Annotated in this window: 17 protein-coding genes; 5 read left to right on the forward strand and 12 right to left on the reverse strand. The window is 73.2% G+C overall.

Annotated elements, in window-relative coordinates; translation table 11 throughout:
• The first annotated feature begins 246 nt into the window (after positions 1-246).
• Complete coding sequence (locus tag CLV63_RS16575) at positions 247-1,218, forward strand: phosphotriesterase family protein (RefSeq protein ID WP_106583931.1); 972 nt, start codon at positions 247-249, stop codon at positions 1,216-1,218.
• 359 nt (positions 1,219-1,577) lie between these two features.
• On the forward strand, positions 1,578-2,243 hold the full coding sequence (locus CLV63_RS16580) for an HAD family hydrolase (protein WP_106583932.1): 666 nt from the start codon (positions 1,578-1,580) through the stop codon (positions 2,241-2,243).
• 738 nt (positions 2,244-2,981) lie between these two features.
• Here the strand turns inward: CLV63_RS16580 and CLV63_RS16585 are convergent.
• The 9 genes from CLV63_RS16585 to CLV63_RS16625 form a co-directional block, all read right to left on the reverse strand.
• A complete protein-coding gene (locus tag CLV63_RS16585; protein ID WP_106584037.1) occupies positions 2,982-3,830 on the reverse strand; it encodes an aldehyde dehydrogenase family protein in 849 nt (282 codons plus the stop codon).
• A 244-nt stretch (positions 3,831-4,074) separates the two neighbouring features.
• Entirely contained in the window at positions 4,075-5,499 is a 1,425-nt protein-coding gene (locus tag CLV63_RS16590; protein ID WP_106584038.1) for an aldehyde dehydrogenase family protein, read from the reverse strand.
• Between the two features lie 198 nt (positions 5,500-5,697).
• Positions 5,698-6,642: a deoxyribose-phosphate aldolase gene (gene deoC / locus CLV63_RS16595; protein ID WP_106583933.1), complete on the reverse strand. Its 945-nt coding sequence runs from the start codon at positions 6,640-6,642 to the stop codon at positions 5,698-5,700.
• Positions 6,635-7,654 carry an ABC transporter permease gene (locus CLV63_RS16600; RefSeq protein WP_106583934.1) on the reverse strand — a complete coding sequence of 340 codons (1,020 nt, stop codon included), beginning with the start codon at positions 7,652-7,654 and terminating at the stop codon, positions 6,635-6,637. The genes deoC and CLV63_RS16600 overlap by 8 nt, the downstream gene beginning before the upstream one ends.
• Positions 7,651-9,153, reverse strand: a complete 1,503-nt coding sequence (locus CLV63_RS16605) for a sugar ABC transporter ATP-binding protein (protein ID WP_106583935.1) — start codon at positions 9,151-9,153, stop codon at positions 7,651-7,653. Before CLV63_RS16605 ends, CLV63_RS16600 begins: the two co-directional genes overlap by 4 nt.
• Positions 9,150-10,151, reverse strand: a complete 1,002-nt coding sequence (locus CLV63_RS16610; RefSeq protein WP_211301340.1) for a sugar-binding transcriptional regulator — start codon at positions 10,149-10,151, stop codon at positions 9,150-9,152. The genes CLV63_RS16605 and CLV63_RS16610 overlap by 4 nt, the downstream gene beginning before the upstream one ends.
• The gene (locus CLV63_RS16615) at positions 10,148-11,659 is read right to left on the reverse strand and encodes an FGGY-family carbohydrate kinase (RefSeq protein ID WP_106583936.1); all 1,512 of its coding nucleotides are present in this window, start codon (positions 11,657-11,659) and stop codon (positions 10,148-10,150) included. The genes CLV63_RS16610 and CLV63_RS16615 overlap by 4 nt, the downstream gene beginning before the upstream one ends.
• 2 nt (positions 11,660-11,661) lie before the next feature.
• On the reverse strand, positions 11,662-12,828 hold the full coding sequence (locus tag CLV63_RS16620) for a galactitol-1-phosphate 5-dehydrogenase (RefSeq protein WP_211301341.1): 1,167 nt from the start codon (positions 12,826-12,828) through the stop codon (positions 11,662-11,664).
• A gap of 82 nt (positions 12,829-12,910) precedes the next feature.
• Positions 12,911-13,906: a substrate-binding domain-containing protein gene (locus CLV63_RS16625; protein WP_106583937.1), complete on the reverse strand. Its 996-nt coding sequence runs from the start codon at positions 13,904-13,906 to the stop codon at positions 12,911-12,913.
• Between the two features lie 384 nt (positions 13,907-14,290).
• Between CLV63_RS16625 and CLV63_RS16630 the strand changes: the two genes are divergently transcribed.
• A complete protein-coding gene (locus CLV63_RS16630) occupies positions 14,291-14,971 on the forward strand; it encodes a hypothetical protein (protein ID WP_106583938.1) in 681 nt (226 codons plus the stop codon).
• A gap of 1,573 nt (positions 14,972-16,544) precedes the next feature.
• Here CLV63_RS16630 and CLV63_RS16635 read toward each other — a convergent pair.
• On the reverse strand, positions 16,545-17,234 hold the full coding sequence (locus CLV63_RS16635; protein WP_106583939.1) for an HAD family hydrolase: 690 nt from the start codon (positions 17,232-17,234) through the stop codon (positions 16,545-16,547).
• Positions 17,235-17,538: 304 nt separating this feature from the next.
• Between CLV63_RS16635 and CLV63_RS16640 the strand changes: the two genes are divergently transcribed.
• A complete protein-coding gene (locus CLV63_RS16640; RefSeq protein ID WP_106583940.1) occupies positions 17,539-18,009 on the forward strand; it encodes a PTS sugar transporter subunit IIA in 471 nt (156 codons plus the stop codon).
• Between the two features lie 200 nt (positions 18,010-18,209).
• On the opposite strand, the gene CLV63_RS16645 is transcribed toward CLV63_RS16640, so the two are convergent.
• Complete coding sequence (locus tag CLV63_RS16645) at positions 18,210-19,787, reverse strand: MFS transporter (RefSeq protein WP_106583941.1); 1,578 nt, start codon at positions 19,785-19,787, stop codon at positions 18,210-18,212.
• 179 nt (positions 19,788-19,966) lie between these two features.
• On the opposite strand from CLV63_RS16645, the gene CLV63_RS16650 reads away from it, so the two are divergent.
• Positions 19,967-20,629, forward strand: a complete 663-nt coding sequence (locus tag CLV63_RS16650; RefSeq protein WP_106583942.1) for a TetR/AcrR family transcriptional regulator — start codon at positions 19,967-19,969, stop codon at positions 20,627-20,629.
• Between the two features lie 49 nt (positions 20,630-20,678).
• Here CLV63_RS16650 and CLV63_RS16655 read toward each other — a convergent pair whose 3' ends face one another.
• Positions 20,679-22,052 carry an FUSC family protein gene (locus CLV63_RS16655; protein ID WP_211301342.1) on the reverse strand — a complete coding sequence of 458 codons (1,374 nt, stop codon included), beginning with the start codon at positions 22,050-22,052 and terminating at the stop codon, positions 20,679-20,681.
• Between the last annotated feature and the right edge of the window lie 74 nt (positions 22,053-22,126).

Consider the following 22,126-nt stretch of genomic DNA (forward strand, 5'->3'; position numbering starts at 1 on the left):
GAGCGCTCAGGACCCGGGCGACTGCGCGGGGACGACGAGAGGCCGCCGGGACACCTCCGCGCGCGACCCGCAACACCCACACCCGGTGACGACGAGAGGCCGCCGGGACGGCCGCCACTGCCAGCCCCCGGGTTCGCGCGGCGCGGGGGTGTGGTGTGGGATGGGCGACGCGGGGCGCGACGAACCCCGCGGGTCCGGTCTCCACCCGGTCGGCGGTCTGCGCCGGCCCTGTAGAGAGGAGTCGAGATGACGGGCATCATCCGCACCGTTCTCGGCGACATCCCACCCGAGCGGCTCGGCCGCACCGACTACCACGAGCACCTGTTCCAGTCGACGCCGCTGCTGCCCGGCGAGGAACTGGACGACGAGGCGGCGAGCACCACCGAGGCGCGCGCCCTGCACGCCGCCGGCATCGACGCGATGGTGGAAGCCACCCCCGTCGGTCTGGGCCGCGACCCCGGCGGCGTGGCGCGCGTCGCCGCGGCGACCGGGATGCACATCGTGCTGACCACGGGCGCGCACCGCGAAGCGCACTACCTCCTGGGCGACCCACTCATCGACGACTCCGCCGACACGCTGGGCCGCCGCTTCACCGGCGACCTCACCACGGCCGCGGCCGACCCCTCGGACGCGGTTCCGGCCCCTCCCGGTCCTCACGGGGCGCCGGTGCGGGCCGGGCTGCTCAAGGCGGGGATCGGCTACTGGTCGATCAGCGCGTTCGAGCGCCGCGTCCTCGCGGGGGTCGGGGCGGCCCACCGCGCCACGGGGGCGCCCGTCATGGTGCACCTCGAACACGGCAGCGCCGCGCTGGAGGTACTCGACGTGCTGGGCGGCGAGGGGGTACCCGCCTCCGCCGTGGCACTGGCGCATCTCGACCGCAACCCCGACCCCGGACTGCACGCCGAGGTGTGCGGCCGGGGCGCCTACGTCGGATACGACGGGATGGCGCGGCACCGCACCCACCCCGACTCGGTACTGCTGGACTGCCTGCGCGGCACGGTCGAACGCGCCGGGGCCGACCAGGTGCTGATCGGTGGTGACGTCGCCCGGCGCAGCCGCTACCGCGCCTACGGCGGGCTGCCCGGCCTGGACTACCTGCCGCTGCGCTTCCTGCCCCGGGTGACGGCCGAGGTCGGCGCCGATGTCGCGACCGCGGCACTGGTCGCGAACCCGGCCAGGTGGCTGACGTGGGACGCCGCCGCCTCTGGCGCAGCGTAGTGGCGTCAGACACCGCCGCCCTTGGCACTGGGCGGTGGCGGGGACATCCCCGGCACGGCGCAGCGTAGGCGCGGGGGCAGCCGAGTCCCTGGTGCGGCCGCGAGAGGGGTAATTCCGGGCGCTGCGGCCGGGCGCCCACCCGGTGCCCGCGTCCCCCGGAGCGGGGTAATCCCGGGCGCCGCGGCCGGGCGCCCACCCAGTGCCCGCGCCCTCGGCGCACCGGGTCAGGAGCGTTCCCGGCGCGAGTACGGTGCGCCGGGGACGGTAGAGGGTGCGGGTTGCGGGGCTCGGGACGCGCGGTACGGAGCGCCGTCCCGTGCGGAACGGACCACCACGAGCGAAGGGAACGGGAGCACCCGATGCGCACTGCTGCGGATGCCCGATCGGCGGAACCGCCGAAGGCTGTCCTGTGGGACATGGACGGCACGCTGGTCAACAGCGAACCCCTGTGGGGCGAGGCGCTGGAGGAGTTCGTGCGGGAGCACGGCGCGACCCTCACCCCCGAAGTGCTCCTCGCGGTGGTGGGCACGGACGATCGCACGACCATGCGGGTGATCGCCAACCACCTCGGGCGGCCGGTGCCGGACGCGGTGCTCGACGAGTGGCACGACGACGTGGTGGGCCGGGTCCTGCGTCTGCTGCGCGACCGGGTCGAGCCGCTGCCCGGTGCGATGCGCGCACTCGCCGCACTGCACGCGGAGGGTGTCCCCATGGCGCTGGTGACCAGTTCGCCGCGGGAGGTGACCGACCTGGTGCTGCCGCACATCGGCGGCGACCGGTTCGCGGCGGTGGTCACCTCCGCTGATGTGGTGCGCCGCAAACCCGACCCGGAGCCGTACTTGACGGCGGCGAAGCTGCTCGACGTGGACCCGGGCGCCGCGTGGGCCGTCGAGGACTCCCCCAGTGGCGCCGCGTCGGCGGAGGCGGCGGGGTGCACGGTGCTCCTCGCCCCGGGCGCGGCCCCCGGCGCGGCGTCGCCCGGCCGCATTGCGCTGCGCACCCTCGATGAACTGGCGGCGCCCTGACAGGGCCGCCGCCCGCCCCAAAGCCGTTGACGTGAAGGGCGTGCGGACGCCCTTCACGCCTCTGGTGGATTGGGTGATCGGAGGGTGGCCGCTGCGCGGAGCGGACGCAGGAATCCGGAGACGAGGCCGTCCGGGGCGAGAGCGTCCTCGACCCCAGGGGACAGGAGCCAGGCTGCCGGAAAGCCTGCGCAGCAGCGACGGCCGATGCACATCCCGCACTTTGACCGCCGGGCTCAGCGCCGCACGGAATCCCCCGCAATCACGCCCAGGCGCCCAGCGCGCGCCAACACCCCAGCACCCCCGCCCGCGTTATCAGAGCCTGGGCGGGGCCTGGCATCGAACCCTGGGGTCTGCTTCGGCCGTCGCTGCTGCGCAGGCTCCCCGGCAGCCTTGCCCAGGTCCCCTGTGGGAAAGGGCGCTCTCGGCCCTCACCCCCTGCGCCAGGCCACGGCCGAAGCCCGCCCTCAGAGTCACCGGCATTGCGCGCCGCTCGCGCTTCGCGCGGAGCGGCAGCCTTCAACATCGCAGGACTGAAGGGTGGGCATGGAACGTGGCGCCCTTGACTCGGCGGTGCTGCGGTCCCGCCCTTGGGCGTCGCAGGGCCGAAGGGTGGGCGTGGAACACGCCGTCCTTGGCCGCTGCGGGCAGGTGATCCGTCTTTGGCCGCGGAGGGCAGGGGGTCCGGGCTCGGCCGGAAGGTCCTGCGCCGCCGCGGCTCCTCCTCACGGGGGTGGCCGGTCAGACGCCGATCGTGTGCCAGACGGTCTTGGTCTCCAGGAACGGGGTCATGCGGCCGGTGCCGGGGTCGGCGGTCCAGTCCTCGCCGGGGGCGGGTCGCCGTACCCGGGTGAGGGTCTGGGCCGCGGCGCTTTCCAGGTCCGTGGCGAGGTCGCCCGCGCCGGTGAGGTCGAGGCCGTCGACGTCGGCGTGTGCCGCCAGGTGCGGGCTGATCTCGGCCGTGCGCCCGGTGAGGATGTTCACGACGCCGCCCGGCAGGTCGGAGGTCGCGAGGACTTCGCCGAGGGTGATGGCGGGGAGCGGGGCGCGCTCACTGGCGATCACGACGGCGGTGTTGCCGGTCGCGATGACCGGCGCGATCACCGACACCAGCCCCAGCAGTGGGGCGTCCTGCGGGGCGAGGACGGCGACGACGCCGGAGGGTTCGGGCGTGGACAGGTTGAAGTACGGCCCGGACACCGGGTTCGCGCCGCCCACCGCCTGCACGATCTTGTCGGTCCAGCCCGCGTAGTACACCCACCGGTCGATCGCCGCCGAGACGAGGGCCTCGGCTCGGGTGCGGCGCACACCGTCGGCCGCGGCGACCTCGTCGGCGAACTGGGACCGGCGGCCCTCCATCATCTCGGCCGCCCGGTACAGGATCTGGCCGCGGTTGTAGGCGGTGCGCCCCGACCAGCCGGAGAACGCCTTGCGCGCCGCGGTCACGGCGTCGCGGGCGTCCTTGCGGGAGGCGAGCGAGGCGTTGGCGAGGTGGTCGCCGTCGGGAGAGGTCACGGGGTAGCTCCTGCCCGATTCCGAACGCGGGAACGCGCCGTTGACGTAGAGCTTGTAGGTCCTGCGGACGGCCAGCCGGGGAGCCGCGGAGGCGCCGCCCGCGCGGGCCTCCGGGCCGGTGCCACCGGCGTCGGACCACGCCGCTGCGCCGCCCGTGCGGGTGTCTGCGGCGGCGCGGTCGCCGCCCGCGTTCGCCGTCGCGCCGTCGGGGCCGGGCGGCACCGCGGCGCTGTCGCCGGCCGCCTTCGCCGCGGCCTTTTCGGCGTCGCGTTTGAGGCGGGCGCGCCCGGTGGCGGGGGTCGCCTTCTCGTTCGCGGCGTCAGACAAGGTAGCCCTCCAGACCGTGGCGTCCGCCCTCCCGGCCGTAGCCGGACTCCTTGTAGCCCCCGAATGGGCTGGCGGGGTCGAACTTGTTGAACGTGTTGGACCAGACGATCCCGGCACGCAGCCGGTTGGCCGTCCACAGCATGCGCGACCCCTTCTCGGTCCACACCCCGGCGGACAGCCCGTAGGGCGTGTTGTTGGCCTTGGTGACGGCTTCCTCAGGGGTGCGGAAGGTCAGCACCGACAGAACGGGGCCGAAGATCTCCTCGCGGGCGATGCGGTGCGACTGGCTGACGCCGGTGAACACGGTCGGCGGGAACCAGTAGCCGCGCTCGGGCAGGTCGCACGCTGGCGACCAGCTTTCGGCGCCTTCGGCCTGGCCGGTGCCCGCGAGGTCGCGGATGCGGTCGAGCTGCGCGGCGGAGTTGATGGCGCCGATGTCGGTGTTCTTGTCGAGCGGGTCTCCCAGCCGCAGCCGGGACACCCGGGTCTTGAGCCGCTCCAGGACCTCGTCCGCGACGGACTCCTGCACGAGCAGCCGCGAACCCGCGCAGCACACGTGGCCCTGGTTGAAGAAGATGCCGCTGACGATGCCCTCGACGGCCTGGTCGAGCGCCGCGTCGTCGTAGACGATGTTGGCGCCCTTGCCGCCGAGTTCGAGGGTGACGCGCTTGGCCGTGCCCGCTGCGACGCGCGCGATCTCGCGTCCGACGGCGGTGGAGCCGGTGAACGCGACCTTGTCGGCGCCGGGGTGGGCGACCAGGGTGCGGCCGGTGGCACCGGCCCCGGTGAGGATGTTCACGACACCGGCGGGGAGGTCGGCCTCCTGGCAGACCTCGGCGAACAGCAGCGCGGTGAGCGGCGTGGTCTCGGCCGGTTTGAGGACGACGGTGTTGCCGGTCGCCAGCGCGGGGGCGATCTTCCACGCGAGCATGAGCAGCGGGAAGTTCCACGGGATGACCTGCGCGGCGACGCCCAGCGGGCGGGGGTCGGGGCCGTACCCGGCGTGGGCGAGCTTGTCGGCCCACCCGGCGTAGTAGAAGAAGTGCGCGGCGACTAGCGGGATGTCGACGTCGCGGGTCTCCTTGATGGGTTTGCCGTTGTCGAGCGACTCCAGGACGGCGAACTCGCGGGCGCGCTCGGCGAGGATGCGGCTGATGCGGAACAGGTACTTGCCGCGTTCGGCGCCGGGCATCGGCCCCCACACCTCGTCGAAGGCGCGGCGGGCCGCGACGACCGCGAGGTCGACGTCCTCCTCTCCGGCCGCGGCGACCTCGGCGAGCGGCTGCTCGTCGGCGGGGTTGACGGTGGTGATGCGCTCGCCGCTCTTCGCCGGGGTGAACACGCCGTCGATGAACAGGTCGTAGCTGTCGCGGATGGCGACCACCGAGCGCGACTCGGGCGCGGGCGCGTATTCCAGCGCGGTGCCGAGCGCGGGCCGGTTCCCGGCCGTGGTGGCGTCGTCGTCTGCCACGGTTCCGCCCTCTCTGGTAGTCGAGCCCTGGTAGCCGGGCTCCCGTAATCGAGCTTCTGGTGACCGGGCCCGGGGTGGTCGAGCCCTGGTGCCCGAGCCGTGCTGGTCGGACTCTGGTGACCGACCCCTGCCGGCCGGGCCCTGTCAGTCGAGCGTGTAGTAGTCGGGACCCGGGTAGGTGCCGGTGGTCAGCCGGGTGCGCTGCATCAGCAGGTCGTTGAGGACGCTGGAGGCCCCCAGGCGGAACAGGGCGGGGTCGAGCCACGCGGCCCCGGCGACCTCGTTCACCAGCACCAGGTTCTTGATGGCGTCCTTGGTGGTGCGGATGCCACCGGCAGGCTTGACGCCGATGCGGCGGCCGGTGGCTGCGTGGTGGTCGCGCACGGCCTCCAGCATCACCAGGGTCACCGGCAGGGTGGCGGCGGGCGCGACCTTGCCGGTGGAGGTCTTGATGAAGTCGGCGCCCGCGAGCATCGCGAGGTAGGAGGCGCGGCGCACGTTGTCGAGGGTGGCGAGTTCGCCGGTCTCCAGGATGACCTTGAGGTGCGCGGTGCCGCACGCCTCCTTGACCGCGATGATCTCGTCGTGGACCTTGCGGAGGTCGCCGGAGAGGAACGCGCCGCGGTCGATGACCATGTCGATCTCGGTGGCGCCCGCCGCGACGGCCGCCCGGGTGTCGGCGAGCTTCGCCTCCAGGGGCGCGCGACCGGACGGGAACGCGGTGGCGACCGACGCCACCCCCACGCCGGTGCCGCGCAGCGCCGCGACGGCGGTCTCGACCATGTCGGGGTAGACGCACACGGCCGCGACGCGCGGGACCGAGGGGTCGGCGGGGTCGGGGTGCGCGGCCTTCGCCGACATGGCGCGGACCTTGCCGCGGGTGTCGGCGCCTTCGAGGGTGGTGAGGTCGACCATGCTGATGGCGAGGTCGATGGCGGCGCGTTTGGCGGTGGTCTTGATCGACCGGGTCGAGAGGTCGGCCGCGCGCGCCTGCGCGCCGACTTCGTCGACACCGGGAAGTCCGTACAGGTACGCCCGCAGCGACGTGTTCGACGCCGCCGTATCGGACGCGTATGCCGTGTCAGGCACGAGCGCCTCGCTTCTCTATGACCATGTTCAGGATAAGTGCGACCACCAGGATCAGTCCGGTGACGACCATTTGGAAGTAGGAGCCGAGCCCGAGCAGGTTACACAGGTTGCGCAGGACCGACAGCAGCAGCACCGCGACGAAGGTCCCGAACACGCCGCCGCGCCCGCCGAACAGGTTGGTGCCGCCCAGGACGACCGCTGCGATCGCGTCGAGTTCCATGCCGTTGAACGCCGTGGGTTGGCCGATGGTCAGCCGCGAGGTGAGCAGCACCCCGGCCAGCGCGGACAGCATCCCGGAGATGGCGAAGACGGCGGTGATGACGCCGCGTACGGGCAGCCCGGACAGCCGTGCGGCCTCCCGGTTGCTGCCGACCGCGTACACGTACTCGCCGAAGGTGGTGCCGCGCAGGACGAGTGCGGCGATGACGGTGATCACGACGAAGACGATGCCGACGACGGGGACGTAGCCGAGGAAGCCGCCGCCGAGGAGCTGGAACGCGGTGGGGATCTCCCCTCCGGCGGGTTTGCCGTCGGTGAGGAGGTAGGTGAGGCCGCGGATGGCGGTGAGCCCGGCGAGGGTGGTCATGAACGCGGGCAGCGACAGGTACGCGGACAGGCCGCCCATGACCGCGCCGAACGCCGCGCCCGCCGCGAGGCTGACGAGGATCGCCAGGACGAAGTTCATGTCCTTGTCGATGAGCAGGGCGACGGTCATGCCGCCGAACGCGGCGGTGCTCCCCACGGACAGGTCGATGCCCGCGGTGAGGATGACGAGGGTCATGCCGATGGCGACGATGCCGGTGAGGGCCGACTGCTGGAGCAGGTTGGCCATGTTCTGCGTGGTGAGGAACTCCGGCGCGAGCAGTGTCGCGACCACGCACAGCGCCAGGAAGACGATGAGCAGGTTGAACCGGACGATGAGGTCCGCACCGAATCGGCCGCGCGGACGGCCCGGCCCTCCGGCCGGCCCTGTCGCGGGCGCCGTTGCGGCGGGACTGGTGGATGCCGTCATGGCGTCACTCCTGTGATGACGGTGTGCGCGATGGTGTTCTCTGCTGCCGTCCGGGGGTCGAAGCAGGCGACGTTGCGCCCTTCGTGCAGGACCCAGATCCGGTCGGCGTTGGCGGTGAGCTCGGTGAGTTCGCTGCTCGCGAGGAGCACCGCGACGCCGTCGTCGGCGAGGCGGCGGACCTGGCGGTACAGGTCGGCTTTCGCGCCGACGTCGAGCCCGCGGGTGGGTTCGTCGAGGAGCAGGACGCGGACGCCGCCCCGGGTCACCCATTTCGCGAGGACGACCTTCTGCTGGTTGCCGCCCGACAGCTCCCCCACGGGCTGGTCCGGTGTGGCGCACTTGACGCCCAGGTCGGCGAGCACGGGGGCGCCGAGGCGCCGCCCGAGGCGGCGGGGCGCGAGCCACGGCGGGCGGCCGAGCGCGGTGACGGCGGTGTTGCGGCCGACGGACAGGCCCAGCATGAGGCCCTGCTCTTTGCGGCTCTCGGGGACCAGGGCGAGCCCGGCCTTCACCGCGGCGGCGGGGGTGCGCACGCGCAGCGGCGTGCCGCCGAGCCGCGCCGACACGGCGCCGCCGGACACCCCGAACAGGGTCTTCAGCAGGGTGGTGCGGCCGGCGCCGCCGAGCCCGGCGAGGCCGACGATCTCGCCGGGGCGCACCTCGATGCCCGCGATGTCGATGAGGCCGGGGACGCGGACGCTGTCGATCTCCAGCAGTGGCTCCCCTTCGGGGGGTGCGCCTTCGACGGGGCGGACGAGTTCGCGGGACTCGCCGATCATGGCGGCGACGAGCCGTTCGGGGCCCGTCTCGGCGATGTCGTACACGCCGACCGTGCCGCCGTCGCGCAGGACGGTGGCGCGGTCGCCGATCTCCATCACCTCGTCCATGCGGTGCGAGATGTAGACGATGGAGCGCCCTTCGGCGGCGAGGGAGCGGATGACCTCGAAGACCTTGGCCAGGTCGTTCTCGCCGAGTGTCGCCGAGGGTTCGTCCATGACGATGATGCGGGCGTCGCCCGTGAGCGCCTTGGCGATGGCGGTCAGTTGCTGGTCGGCGATCGGCAGGTCGCGTACCGCCGCTGTCAGCGGGAATTCGCCGCCGACGCGGTCGACGGCGGCGCGCGCCAGTTCCAGGCGGCGGCGTTTGCGCACGAACGGGCCCGTCGCGGGGGCGTGGCCGAGCAGCAGGTTCTGCGCCACCGTCAGGTCGGGGATGAGGTCGAGTTCCTGGTAGATGACCGCGATCCCGGCCGCGATCCCGGCCTGCGGGCTGGTGAGGGTGACGGGCTGCCCGTCGAGTCGGATCTCGCCGCCGTCGGGCTGGTAGGAGCCCGCGAGGATCTTCATCAGGGTGCTCTTGCCGGCGCCGTTCTCGCCGAGGAGGCAGTGCACCTCGCCGGGCCGCACCGACAGTTCGGTGGCGTCGCACGCCAGGGTCCCGGGGAACCGCTTGACGATGCCGGACATGTGCAGGCGCGGCTGCGCCGGGTCGCCGCTCATCGTCCCTCGCCTCCTTCGGCTCCATCGGCTCCATCGGCTCCGTCGTCTCCTTCGGCGCGGAGCAGGGTGGCGGCGGTGCGGTCGTCGGTGATGAGGGTGCTGCACATGCCGCTGGTGACGACGGCCGCGCACACGGCGTGCTTGGCGGGGCCGGAGACGACGGCGATCGAGACGTCGGCCGCGCGCAGCGCCGCGGGCGGCAGCCCGAGGGTGCGGGCGTCCAGGACGGGGTCGACCACGGCGCCGTCGGCGCCGACGAAGCGGCCGAGGACGTCGCCCACAGCGCCCGACTCGGCGAGGCGGGTGATGTCGGCCGCGTCGATGTGCCCGGAGCCGACCAGGACCGACTCGGTGCTGATCCCGCCGGGGCTGAACAGCAGCACGTCGGAGCCCGCCGCCATGCGGAGGATGTCGGACACGGCGTCGTCGCCCTCCAGCGCGGCGCGGGTGCTCTCCTTGCCGACGATCGCGGGGACGGGGAGCAGGGTGACGGTGCCGTTGCCGTGGTGGGCGATGCGGCTGGCCATGTCCTGCGCGGAGGTGGGGCGCCGCGACCTGCTCAGTCCGCCGTTGATCTGGACGACGTTGACGCCGTCGGCCCACCCGTGGGCGAGGTGCCCGGCGACGAGGTCGAGGGTGCGGCCCCAGGACACGCCGAGGAGCCGGGGGGCGGGGCTGAGCCGGGCCAGGTAGTCGGCTGCGGCGCCGGCGACCTGGTCGCGGAGGTCCTCTTCGTCGTCGGGGCGGCGCGCGGCGACGACGACGGCGTCGCGCAGGCCCAGTTCCTCGCGGAGCCGCCGTTCGAGTGTGCGCACCCGCGCCTGCGGGTGGTGCACCTCGATGGTGACGATCCCGGCTTCGCGCGCCTCGACCAGCATGCGGCCGACCTTCCAGCGCGTGTAGTGGAGTTGGGCGCCGATCTGCTCCTGGGTGCGGTCGTGCTCGTAGTAGAGGGACGCGACCTGGTAGAGCAGGTTCTCGTAGTCGGTGTCGGTCACGGCGCGCTCCGTTCCGGGTCGCTGAGCCGGTGGGCGATGCCGCGGGTCTCGGCGGTGGCCTGGCGGTAGTCGGCGTAGCCGCGGTCGAGGGCCGCGGCGCCCGCGGGGTCGGGTTCGATGGTGCGCACTTGGGGTGCGAACGCGGCGGCGGCCTCGGCGAGGCCGGTGACCTGGCCCGCGGCGGTGGCCGCGGCGACGGAGCAGGCGCGCAGGGTGAGGTTGTCGCCGTGGACCAGGCGCAGCGGGCGTCCCAGCGCGTCGGCGGTCGTCTGCAACCACAGCGGGTTGTGCCGGATGCCGCCGGAGACGAACACCTCCTCGACGGGGACGCCGCCGTCGACGAAGGATTCCAGGACCTGCCGGGTGCCGTAGGCGACGCCTTCGACGGCGGCCCGGTACACCTGCTCGGGTGTGGTGCCGAGGGTGAGGCCGAGGACGGCGCCGCGCAGCCGCGGGTCGCGCAGCGGGGTGCGGTTGCCCATGAAGTAGTCGAGGACGAGCAGGCCGTGCGCCGCGGGCGGTTGGGCGGCCGCGGCCGCGATGAGTTCGGGCAGGTCGGCGCGGGCCCGGCCGAGGAGCTGCTCGCCGGCCCAGGTGAGGACCGACCCGGAGCTGACCTGGCCGCCTTCGATGAGCCAGGAGCCGGGGGTGAGCGCGTCGGGGTAGGGCCCCCAGATGGTCGGGGGGAACACGGGGTCGGCGACCTCGGTGACGAACGCGGTGGAGGTGCCGGACACGGCGGACACCCGGCCCGGTTCGGGCCCGCCGACGGCGAGGAGGGACAGGTGGGCGTCGATGCCGCCGGAGGCGACGACGGCGGGGCCGCGCACCCCCAGCTCGCTGCGGGCGTGCGCGGTGAGGGCCCCGATGGGGTCGCCGACGGGGACGACCCGGTCGGGCAGCTTGTCCCGCAGGTCGGGCACTCCGAGTTCGGCGTAGAGGTCGTCGGGGAACCCGGCGCCGCGCGGGTCGTAGTTCCACTTGCAGACCGCGTTCATCAGCGACCCGGCCCATTCGCCGGTGAGCCGCCACACCAGGTGGTCGACCGCCTCGGTGATGCGCGCGGCGGCATGGTAGGTGGCGGGCTCGTTGCGGGCCAGCCACATGGCCTTCGGCACGAGCCATTCGACGGCGTCGGACCCGCCCGCGTACTTCAGGACGGGGTGCCGGGTCGCCGCGGTGCGGTCCGATTCGGCGCCGGCGCGGCCGTCCATCCACAGCAGCGCCGGGCGCAGCGGGCGGCCTTCGGCGTCGACGACGGAGACGGTGGACGCGGTGGTGGCGACGCCGACCCCGGCGATCTCGGGCTCGCCCGCGGCGGACATGGCGGCGCGGGTGGCGGTGACGACGGCGCGCCACCAGTCCCGCGGGTCCTGTTCGGCCCAGCCCGGGCGGGGGAATTTGGTGGGGTAGCCGTCGTCGCCCTCGCCGAGCAGCGCGCCGTCGCGGGCGTAGACGGCGACGCGGGCGCTCTCGGTGCCCAGGTCGATGGCGAGCAGTGCGGTCACGGTCACTCCCCGTTGGGCATGAAGAGCACTTTGGAGCTGAAGACCGAGCGCTCGCCCAGTTGCCGCATCGTCGCGGGGAGGGCGTCGAGGCCCAGCTCGTGGGTGATCATGAATTTCCAGGCGAGGTCGCCCGATGCCATGGCCTGCGCGGCGGTGCGCCATTCGTCGCCGGGGAACGGCGCGGAGAAGGAGTTCCACGCCCCGTGCAGGGTGACCTCGCGGCGCAGGAACCCGCTGAACGTGGCCTTGGGCAGGACGACGGGGTCGTGCGGGATGCCGATGAAGGCGGCGTGGCCGTGCCGGGCGGTCAGGGACACGGCCTGGTCGATGGCCGCGGGCGCGCCCGCGGATTCGATGACGATGTCGTAGCCGCTGCCGGCGGCCGCCGCTGCCTCCTCGGGGGTCGTGGCGGTGCTGGTGGCGCCGGCCTCGGCCGCCATCTCCGCCTTTTCGGCGCTGACGTCGATGGACAGCACCTCGGACGCCCCTGCTGCGCGCGCCCACTGGACGGCGAACAGGCCGATGGGGCCCGCGCCCATGACGGCGACCCGGTGTCCGGTGCGCAGCTTGGTGCGCCAGATGGCGTGCAGCGCGATCGCCGCGGGGTCGAGCATCGCGGCGGCGCGCGGGTCGAGGCCGGCGGGCAGCACCATGAGGTTCCCGGCGGGGACGGTGACGTACTGGGCGTAGGCGCCGGGGCGGCGGCTGCCGAAGTAGTCGTAGTCCTCGCAGAGGCTGTAGTGGCCCTGGGTGCAGGGCGCGCAGCGGCGGCACGGGATTAGCGGGGGGACCGTCACGAGGTCGCCTTCGCGCACGGCCCCCGCCGCGTCCGCGCCGACGCCCACGACGTGTCCGGAGAATTCGTGGCCGCAGATCAGCGGCAGGTGGTAGGCGCCGCCGGGGCGCAGCATCCTGGGGATGTCCGAGCCGCACACCCCGCAGGCCGCGACGCGGACGAGCGCCTCGTCGGGTCCGGGTTCGGGGACGGGCACCTGCTCGACCCGGATGTCGCCCGGTCCGTGCAGCAGGGCCGCGCGCATCGTGTCCGGCACGGCGGTCTCCGGGAGAGCGGTCTCGGGGAGAGCGCTTTCCGGCAGAGCAGGCTCCGGGAGAGCGGTCTCCGGGAGAGCGGTCTCCGGACGCGTGGTCTCCGGCTGGGTTTCCGGCATGGTGTCCTCGTGTTTCCTTCCACGGTGGCGGGCCCGGGTGGCGGGCCGGGGTGGGCCCGCGCGGGTCCGACTGGGGCGCGTCCTACTGGGGCTTGCCGGGGGCGAAGGTGCCGTCGCCGGCGTAGTCGGCGGCGTTGCCGGTGTCGACCAGGCCGGTGCCCGCGTCGACGTTCTTCTCGACGTCGCCGCCCTTCTGGACCTTCATGGCGGTGTCGATGGCGGTGTCGCCGAGGGAGATGGGGTCGTTCAGGGCGGTCGCGATGTAGTTCCCGCCGTCCGTGTTGATCTCCTCGACGGCCTCCATGAGCCCGTCGACACCGGCGACGAGGACGTCGTCCCTGTCGTTCTCGGCGAGCACCTGGAGCGCGCCCAGCGCCATGTCGTCGTTGTGCGCGTACACGGCCTTGACGTCGGGGTTGGTCTGGATGAGGTCCTGCATGGCGGTGACCGACTTGGAGCGGATGTAGTCGCAGTAGGGGCCTTCGACGATCTTGATCTTGTCGTTGCCCTCGACGGCCTCGTGGAAGCCGGCGCTGCGGTCGCGCGCGACGGCGCCGCCCGCGTCGCCCTGGATCTCGATGACCTTGCCGCCCTTGTCGCCCAGTTCCTGGGCGAGGCGCTCGCCCACCAGGGCGCCCATGGACTTGTTGTCGCGGCCGACGTGGGCGGCCGCGCCGTCGGGGACGGGCCGGTCGACGGTGACGACGGGGATCCCGGCGGACTCCGCCGCGGTGATCCCGGCCTTGACGCCCTTGGGGTCGACGGGGTTGACGAGCAGCACGTCGACCTGCTTGGTGATGAGGTCCTGGATGTCGTCGTTCTGCTTGGTGACGTCGCCCGAAGCGTCGGCGGCGTGCAGTTCGGCACCGGCGTCCTTCGCCGCCTTCTCCGCGCCCTCGCTGAGCTGGACGTAGAACGGGGACTGCTGGGTCGCCTGGCTGAACCCGATGGAGATCTTGCCGTCCGAGTCGCCGCCCTTCGCCCCGGCGCCGCCGGGCGAGGTCGACAGCGAGCAGCCGGTGAGGGCCAGCGCGGCGGCTGCCGCGAGCGAGATACCGATGATGCGCTCTGTACGCATTGGGGCCTCCAGATGTGAACCTGGACGGAACGCTAAACGTGCCCCAGCTCACGTGGCAACACATGTTGGTCTATTTGCTCTTATGAGCAGAATTTTTTGATCATGATCGTGACCTGCGTTGTTGCGCTTCCACCGCGTGCCGATCGGAACGGATTGCACTGCGGGGCACGGCTTCCGGCGTGATCCGCACCACCCGGAGGCGGCGCCGCGCGGCCGCGGCGGACACCGGGACCCGGCCGCGACCGCGCACGAAGGGTGACCATGGGCGCCGGGCGGTCATAGGGCCGACCGGCCCGCGTCCGGCATCGGGGCGCGAACCGTGCGGCGCGGCGCGGTTCGTGCCTAAGCTGGGCGTTCGACCGTTCCGGACGCTGGGAGGCGGCGATGGCGGAGTTCCGGATCTCCTCCGACGACGACATGGACCTGCGGCGGCTCGCCGCCGGACTGGTGGAGTCACAGGGCTGGCCGCGCGACCAGGTCCGCATCTGGGACAACCGCGACGGCAGCGTGTTGGTCACCATCGACGACGCGCTGCTGCGGCGGCCCGAGCCCGACCCGATGAACCTGCCCGTGCACACCAAGAGCGACGTTCACCGGGCGTGCGAGGTGCTGCGGCAGCGCGACCCGTCGCTGCGCGGGGTCGACTTCGCGGTGCTGCGCGACGAAGCCGCCCGATTCTTCGCCGCCGGGTGGTCCTCCGCCGACCTCCTGCACGCGCTCGGCCACCGGCCCGACGGCATCGCCTGGCCGCGCGATCCCGAGTACCAGGGCACGATGGGCCTGCGGCACCGCCTCGACTGCTGGAAGACCCCCAACGGCGACATCCGCCCGTCGTCGGCGCAGGAGAGCGCGCAACTGCGCATCGTGGGCCGCGCCGGGCTGCCCGAGAACATCGGGCAACCGACCGACGCCCCCGAGCGGCGCGGGCAGGCGGCACGGCCCGAGGCCGCGCGCGCCGCCGCCGACGACGCCCGCCGGCTGATGCGCGCGCAGAGCCGCACCACCAGCGACACCCTGGCTCACCGCGACCGCACAGCCGCCCACATCCACCGCACCGACACCTGAACCGACTGTTTGACCGGCAGCTGAACCAACGGCTGGTCCGGGCAGCTGGACCAACAGTTGGTCCGGGCAGCTGAACCAACGGCTGGTCCGGGCAGCCTCGCCGCAGCGCGTCCCCTCCTTCGCTGATCCTGAGGAGACGGTTCCTTCACCCGTGGCTGGACTTTCGGCTTCTTGGGCCGGACGCCTGCTGGGCGGCCTTGTCGCCGAGCGGCGTACAGGTGATCTGTGGTCACAAGCAGCGCCAACAGCGGCGAGGGGCCGGGGCTTCGGCGGTATCGAACCGGATTCTGGGGTCGGCCCGTCCGCTGGGCGGCCTTCCCGCCGGGCCTCCTGCGGGTGATCTGTGGTCAGAAGCAGCGCCAACGGCGGCGAGGGGTCGGGCTCGGTCGGATCGGATCGGGTGCGCGGGGGCCGGGGTGGGCGGCGGCAGCGACGGTCGGTGGTGGGCCGGGGTGCGCGCAATAGGCCACCGCTGCGTACGGGCTCGGGGGTTGGGCCGCCGCGGTGCGGAAACCCGCACAAAAGGGCAGGTCAGCGACTCGGACGTGGCGCTCCACCACCCCAGGCGTCTCACATGGTGAGAACGCGATGGGAGGGACAACCCAGACAGCACCCGAATGACGTCGGGGTGGTCACCCCGCCACCCCGCAGGCCCGCACCCCCCGCGAAAACCGGACACCACGCCGCAATCCAGGCACGTGCATGCGGTCTCGCCCGATTGCTCGTCCGCATGATGGACATGATCTTGGCGCGGGACCCGAATCAGCACCCCTCCGCCGCGAAACACGCCACCATAACGGACATAGGCCGCCAATCCCCCTCCCCGGGTGGAGCTCTGCGCACGTAGCCGTGCTTTTCGCTGCGCGGGGGCGCGCGGTCGTGTGCGGGCGTCCCTCGGAGGCTGTCGGGGTGCCTGCCTGGCTGGTCCCGACCGGGATGTGTGTCGGCGGTCGCTGCTGCGCAGCCGCCTCGCAGCCCGACCATCGCCCCCAGTGGCCGATGGCGCCCTGGACCCACCCCCCAATGCGGCCACCCGGCCCCTCACGGCGACCACCCGCCCCGCCTGACCGCGGACCCGCTTCATCCGACCGCAGACCCGCCCCGCCCGCCTCCCGTCGCGACGATGGACTCGCGGCGGGGAGTGCTGGGGTGAGGCGTGCTCGCGGCAGGATTGCGGGCCAGCGGCCCGGCGGAGCGGGAAGCGCTGGGTGAGGCGTGCTCGCGGCGGGATTGCGGGCCAGCGGCCCGGCGGGGAGTGCTGCGAGGGTGCGGGGCCAGACCACCTTGGCCCCATGGGGACAGGGCAAGGCTGCGAGGCGGCTGCGCAGCAGCGACCGCCGACACACATCCTCTCGGCCGAAAACCGGACCGGCACCACGACCGCCGTTCAGGAAGCCCGAACACGACCGCCCACCGGGCCCACCCGCCGCCGTCAGTGCCGTCCTTGCCGACCTTGCCGACCTTGCCACCAGGACGACGGTGTGCCGCCCGGCGGCGATGTCCGCCAGGCCCACCTGCCGGAGTTCGCCCGGCTCACCTGCCGGAATCCACCCGGCGCCCCTCTGCCGGAGGACTACTCGAAGAGCGCCACGAGGGCGCTGATCGCGGCGACCTCGTGGAAGCGGTCGTGGGCCGCCGGAACGTCGGCGTGCTCCAGGCTCCATGTCATGGGGTGGGGGACGAACACGGCGCCCAATCCCGCCTCCAGCGCGGGCAGCACGTCGGAGCGCGGCGAGTTGCCGATCATCCAGGTGCCGGCGGGGTCCAGGCCGCGTTCGGCGGTGAACGCCCGGTAGACCGAGGCGTCCTTCTCCGGCACGATCTCCACGCCCTGGAACAGCCCCGCCAGCCCGGACGCGTCGACCTTGGCCTGCTGAGCCGCCCGCGGCCCCTTGGTGAGCAGGAACAGGCGGTGCCGCGGCGCGAGCGCGGCCAGGGTCTCGGCGACGCCGTCGATCAGTTCGATGGCGTGCTCGCGGACCGGCGCGCTGACCGCCCGGACCGCGGAGCGGTCCGCGTCGTCCAGAGGGGTGCCGCGCAGCCGGGCGAGGCAGTCGGTGAGGCTGCGCTCGAACACGGCGGCGCCGTAGCCGTAGGCCACGGAGTTGGCGCGCTCGATGTCGTTGAGGACCGCGCGGACCTCCTCCGGCGGGAGGGTGGGGTGGTCGACGTGCGCGATGAACGCGTCGATGGCGCGCTCGAACAGGACGTTGTTCTCCCACAGCGTGTCGTCCGCGTCGAAGATCAGGTTGTGCGCCGCCATGCCATCCCCTTCCGGCTCTGTGTCCGGCCCCGCTCGGTCCGCTCGGTCCGCTCGGCCGCAATCGTGCCACCGCCGCGGGCCCGGCGCCGCCCCCGGGTCCGTGATTCCCAGAGCCTCGGGTCCGCCGGTTCGCCGGGGCCCGAGTCCGTGGTTCGCCGGGTCCCGGATCCGGGGGTACGGGGCGCCCGGCGCGGTCTCGGTGTGGCCCCGCACGTGGGAGGGCGTAGGCGGCGCATAAAGTGGCCGGTGACAGGTCCAGATGTCCGCACAAGCGCCGCGCCGACGCGGCGGGAACAGGAGCCCGATGCCGGAGCCGACCTTGGCGGAACTGCTGCCCACCGACTCCATTGCGACCGGGACCACGGCCGACGACTGGCGCGGCGCCGTCCGCGCCGCGGGCGCCCTGCTGGTCGGGGCGGGCGCGACGACCGCTGAGTACACCGATGAGATGCTGGCGACCGTCGACACCCACGGCCCCTACATCGTCATCGCGCCCGGTCTGGCGCTGGCGCACGCGCGCCCGTCGCCTGCCGTGCTGCGCACTGCGATGTCGTGGGCGTCGCTCGCGAAGCCGGTGGAGTTCGGGCATCCGCAGAACGACCCAGTGCGGCTCGTCGTCGGCCTGGCGGCCGTCGACCAGGACGGCCACCGCAGCGCGCTGGCGCGACTGGCCCGCATGCTCGCCGACCCCGCCCGGCTGGCGGCGCTGACCGACGCCGCCGACCCCGCCGAGGTCCACGCCCTCATCACCGACTATGAGGCCGACGCGGCCTGAACCCGGCCTGAACCCCGCCCGCCGCCCCGGCCCGCTGCTGCGGGCCGGGGCGGCAGCGGTGCCGTAACCGTACGGGAGCACCACTGCCGCGCGAGGGCAGCACCGCCGTGCGGTGGCGGCACCGCCGCGCGAAGGCAGCACCGCTCTGCGGGGACGGCACCGCCGCTCCCGGGGACGGCACCGCTCCCGGGCCCCTCGGCTCAGATGTGCATCACGGGCTCTTCGGTGCGCGGCGCGGGCTTCATCAGCAGCGATAGCCCTGCCGCGAGCGCCATGACCGCCGCGGCGGTCAGGAACGCCAGGTGCATGCCGTCCATGAACGCCAGGTTGCTGGCCCGGGTGGTGGCCGCCGCCACCGCGGCCGAGGCGCCGTCGGGGATAAGCGCGCCGCCCTGGGTGACGATGCTCTGCATCGCGGTCAGCTCTTCACCGCTTGGCGCCCGCAGCCCGGCGTCGGTGTAGTGGCCGGGCAGCGTCGTGGCGATGGTGACCGACATCATCGCGCCGAGCACCGCCGTGCCCAGGGACCCGCCGAGTTGCATCGCCGCCTGCTGCACGCCCGCGGCGACGCCGACGTAGGCGACCGGCGCGTTGCCGATGATGGCCGCCGTCGCCCCGGTCATCACGACGCTCAGGCCCGCGCCGAGCAGCACGAACCCGGCCGAGATGAAGACCGTTCCGGTGTCGGGGCTGAGCTGGGAGAGCAGCAGGAGCCCCGCGGCGGCGCTGACCAGGCCCACCGCGGTGGGGATGCGGGTGCCGACGGCGTCCATGAGCCGCCCGGCGAGGGTGGAGCACACCGCCATCGTCGCGGTGAGGGGCAGGAGTTGCAGGCCGGTCTGCAACGGGCTCAGTCCGTGGACGCCCTGGAGGTAGAAGGTCACGAAGAACAGCGAGCCCATGAGGCCGAGCGCCATGAGGATCATCAGCACGGTGCCGATGGACACCGACATGGAGCGGAAGATCCCCAGCGGCAGCAGCGGGTCCGCGACGCGCTGCTCCACCAGCAGGAACGCGACGCCGAAGACGGCGGCGACCGCGAGGACCACCAGGGTCTCGGGGTGCGTCCAGCCGACGACCGGTGCCTCGACGAGCGCCCACACCAGGGCGAACATCGCGACGCTGAGGAGGATGACGCCGGGCAGGTCGAAGCGCGACGCCGCGTCCGTCGCGCGGTTGGGTGCCAGCAGCCACAGGCCGAGGACGATCGCGGCCAGTCCCACCGGGACGTTGATGTAGAACACCGACTGCCAGCCGAACGTGCTGACCAGGATGCCGCCCGCGATGGGGCCGGCGGCGGTCGCGCCGCCGATGAGGCTGCCGAACACGCCGAACGCCCGGCCGAGCTTGTGCGCGGGGAAGCTCGCCCGGAGGAGCCCCATGGCCGCGGGGGTGATGACGGCGCCGGAGAGGCCCTGGAGGATGCGGAACGCGACCAGGAAGACGATGCCGGAGGACAGCGCGATGGCGACGGAGGCGGCCACGAAGCCGACCACGCCGATCATGTACATCTTGCGGTGGCCGTAGCGGTCGCCGAGCTTGCCCGCCGTGATCAGGAACACGGCGAGGCCGAGCAGGTAGCCGTGGGTGACCCATTGGAGTTCCGCGAGGGTGGCGTTCAGGTCGGCCCCGATGGCGGGGTTGGCGACCGCGACGATGGTGCCGTCGAGCGCCACCATCATGACGCCGAAGGCGATGGCGACCAGGGTGCCCCACGGTCCGCCGCCCTGGCGCGCGGGTCTCTTCTCGGGCGGTGCGGCCGTATCGGTCGCGGTCATGGGCTCCCCTTGTCCCCCGTGACCCGCAGGTGCGGGTCGGATGTTCGTCGTTGTGGTGCGGCCGCTGCGGGCGCGGCGGGACCGCGAGAATGTTATGGCAGCGACTGACAAATGGCAATCGCTGACTTTTTGTGGCGGCGGCGGTAGGATGCCCGCGAACGAAGGAGGTCGATGGCGCCATGACCCGACCGGCAGTTGCCGAGCCTCAGGGCGGCCTGCGCGAGCGCAAGAAGGCCATGACCCGCGAGGCGCTCATCGACAGCGCGCTCCGGCTGTTCGACCAGCACGGGTTCGCCGCCACCACCACGGAGCAGATCGCCGCGTCCGTCGGGGTCTCGCAGCGGACCTTCTTCCGCTACTTCGCGACCAAGGAAGAGGTCGTCAGCGCCGCCCACAATGCCGTGGACGACGACTTCTTCGCCCGCTTCCTCGCCAAGGACCCCGCGATCCACCCGCTGGAGGCGCTGCGCGCCGCCGCCGTGGAGACATGGCAGTCACTCGACGAACGGGCACTCCGCTCCCAGGTCCTGCTGTCGAAGCTGTACGACAGCACCCCGCAGCTCCTCGCCTGCCGCCTCCGCAACGGCGCCCAGTACGAGAGCCGTATCGTGGCGGTCATCACCAGCCGCACCGGCATCGACCCGGTCACCGACCTGCGGCCGCGCCTGGTCGCGGCGGCGTTCGGCGCAACGATGCACGCGGCGGTCTGCTACTGGATGAACTGCGGCACGGACGGCGTTCACGGGGCCGTACGCACCATCGAGCGTCACTTCGACGCGCTCGGGCCCGCCCTCACCGGACCATGGCACGACCGCCCCGGCGCAACGGCGCCGCCGTCATGAATGGTTTGTGCTGCACCGGGCGATTCTTCCAGCCCGCTCCGCGCGGCCGCTAGTCGTTTTCGCCGCCGGCGGCACCCCTGTGCCCGCCGTCACGCCCGGCGGCGGACCTCCCGTGCCCGTTGCCACGCCCGGAGCCCGCGTCCCACTGTCCACCATCACGCTCGGCGGGCCTCCCGGATCCGTTCCCGCCGTCCCCCGCCCGTCCGCCAGACCCCTCGACGCTCTCCCGCAGCACCTCGCAGGTGTAGCGGGTCTCGTCCATGAGCCGGGTCGCGTCGACGATGAGGACCCCGTAGGTGCGCGTGTGGCCATCGCCGCCGGGCACGGACCCGTCCTCGGTCAGCCGGTCCAGGGAGGAGCCCGCCTCCCGGACCCGATCGTCGAGTTCCGCGGTCTGCTCGCCGAGCCGGTCGGCGTCGATCGCGCTCAGCAGCCGCACGGTGTCGCCGATGGCGGCGAGCAGGTCGCCGTAGCGGCGGAGGAAGCCGCCGTCACCGGACCCGGCCCGCTCGGCGAACTCCGCCCGCTGCTGGGCCAGTGTGCGCGTGACGGATTCGAGCTGGGCCGACATCCGCGCCAGCGCGTCGACCACGGCCTCGTACCCGCTGAACGTCGGGCGGGTCCGGCCGCGGCTCAGCAGCTGGCGCGGGTTGTAGTAGACGCTCTCCGACGCGGTCTCGACGGAGCTGCGCGCCCGCGCCACCAGTGGACCCATGCGGGTCGCCCGGTAGTGCCACTGGTCCGTGCGCTCCTCCTCCAGTTCGCTGCCGCGGAGCGCGCCTGCCATGTCGCCGAGGAGGTCGCACAGCGAGTGCGCCAGCGACCGCACCCCGTACTCCGCGCTGCGGTACCGCATGGGCGGGAAGAGCAGCAGGTTCACCAGGACGCCGATCGCGCAGCCCACCAGGACGAGGACGACGATCTGGCCCAGCGCCGCGAGCCGGTCGACCGTTGTCGTGGTGGTGATGAACGTGGAGAAGGCGAAGAACGCCGCGGTGGCGACCTGCGAGCCCTGCGCGCCCAGCCGCCGCCACCGCGCGAGCGTCAGCGCGGCCAGGGCGACCATGGCGAAGGTCAGCAGGTCCGGTCCTGCCATGAAGCCGAGGACGGCCTGGAGTCCCACCCCGACGGCGACGGCGAGGACGTAGCGCAGCGACTGCACGACCGACTGGTAGACGGTCACCTGCACCATGAGCACCGCGGAGAACGGCGCGAACGCCGGCGACTGCGCCTGGATCAGGGTGTCGGCCACGAACCACGCGATGGTCGCGGCCACGGCGCTCTTGAGGACGAGCAGCAGCGTGTGGCGCTCGTGCCCGTCGGAGCCGCGCGCCCGCACCAGCCACTGCCCGACGCGCGCCCACCATCCGGTGTCAGCGGGGGCGGAGCGGTCCGCCCCCCGTTCCGCCGTGTTCCGCCCCATTCACCTCTCCGCCCGACGCCCGCACCTCCCGTACCGGTGTCCACTAACCCGAACGGCGGCGGTCATGCGCCGGG

The organism is Murinocardiopsis flavida (assembly GCF_003014485.1).
GTDB lineage: Bacteria > Actinomycetota > Actinomycetes > Streptosporangiales > Streptosporangiaceae > Murinocardiopsis > Murinocardiopsis flavida.

What these genes read in the sequence shown, in the direction of transcription:
- CLV63_RS16575 (WP_106583931.1), top strand. Translation starts at nt 247, where the DNA reads ATGACGGGCATCATCCGCACCGTTCTCGGCGACATCCCACCCGAGCGG.
- CLV63_RS16580 (WP_106583932.1), top strand. Translation starts at nt 1,578, where the DNA reads ATGCGCACTGCTGCGGATGCCCGATCGGCGGAACCGCCGAAGGCTGTC.
- CLV63_RS16600 (WP_106583934.1), bottom strand. Translation starts at nt 7,654, where the DNA reads ATGACGGCATCCACCAGTCCCGCCGCAACGGCGCCCGCGACAGGGCCG.
- CLV63_RS16605 (WP_106583935.1), bottom strand. Translation starts at nt 9,153, where the DNA reads ATGAGCGGCGACCCGGCGCAGCCGCGCCTGCACATGTCCGGCATCGTC.
- CLV63_RS16620 (WP_211301341.1), bottom strand. Translation starts at nt 12,828, where the DNA reads ATGCCGGAAACCCAGCCGGAGACCACGCGTCCGGAGACCGCTCTCCCG.
- CLV63_RS16625 (WP_106583937.1), bottom strand. Translation starts at nt 13,906, where the DNA reads ATGCGTACAGAGCGCATCATCGGTATCTCGCTCGCGGCAGCCGCCGCG.
- CLV63_RS16630 (WP_106583938.1), top strand. Translation starts at nt 14,291, where the DNA reads ATGGCGGAGTTCCGGATCTCCTCCGACGACGACATGGACCTGCGGCGG.
- CLV63_RS16635 (WP_106583939.1), bottom strand. Translation starts at nt 17,234, where the DNA reads ATGGCGGCGCACAACCTGATCTTCGACGCGGACGACACGCTGTGGGAG.
- CLV63_RS16640 (WP_106583940.1), top strand. Translation starts at nt 17,539, where the DNA reads ATGCCGGAGCCGACCTTGGCGGAACTGCTGCCCACCGACTCCATTGCG.
- CLV63_RS16645 (WP_106583941.1), bottom strand. Translation starts at nt 19,787, where the DNA reads ATGACCGCGACCGATACGGCCGCACCGCCCGAGAAGAGACCCGCGCGC.
- CLV63_RS16650 (WP_106583942.1), top strand. Translation starts at nt 19,967, where the DNA reads ATGACCCGACCGGCAGTTGCCGAGCCTCAGGGCGGCCTGCGCGAGCGC.
- CLV63_RS16655 (WP_211301342.1), bottom strand. Translation starts at nt 22,052, where the DNA reads ATGGGGCGGAACACGGCGGAACGGGGGGCGGACCGCTCCGCCCCCGCT.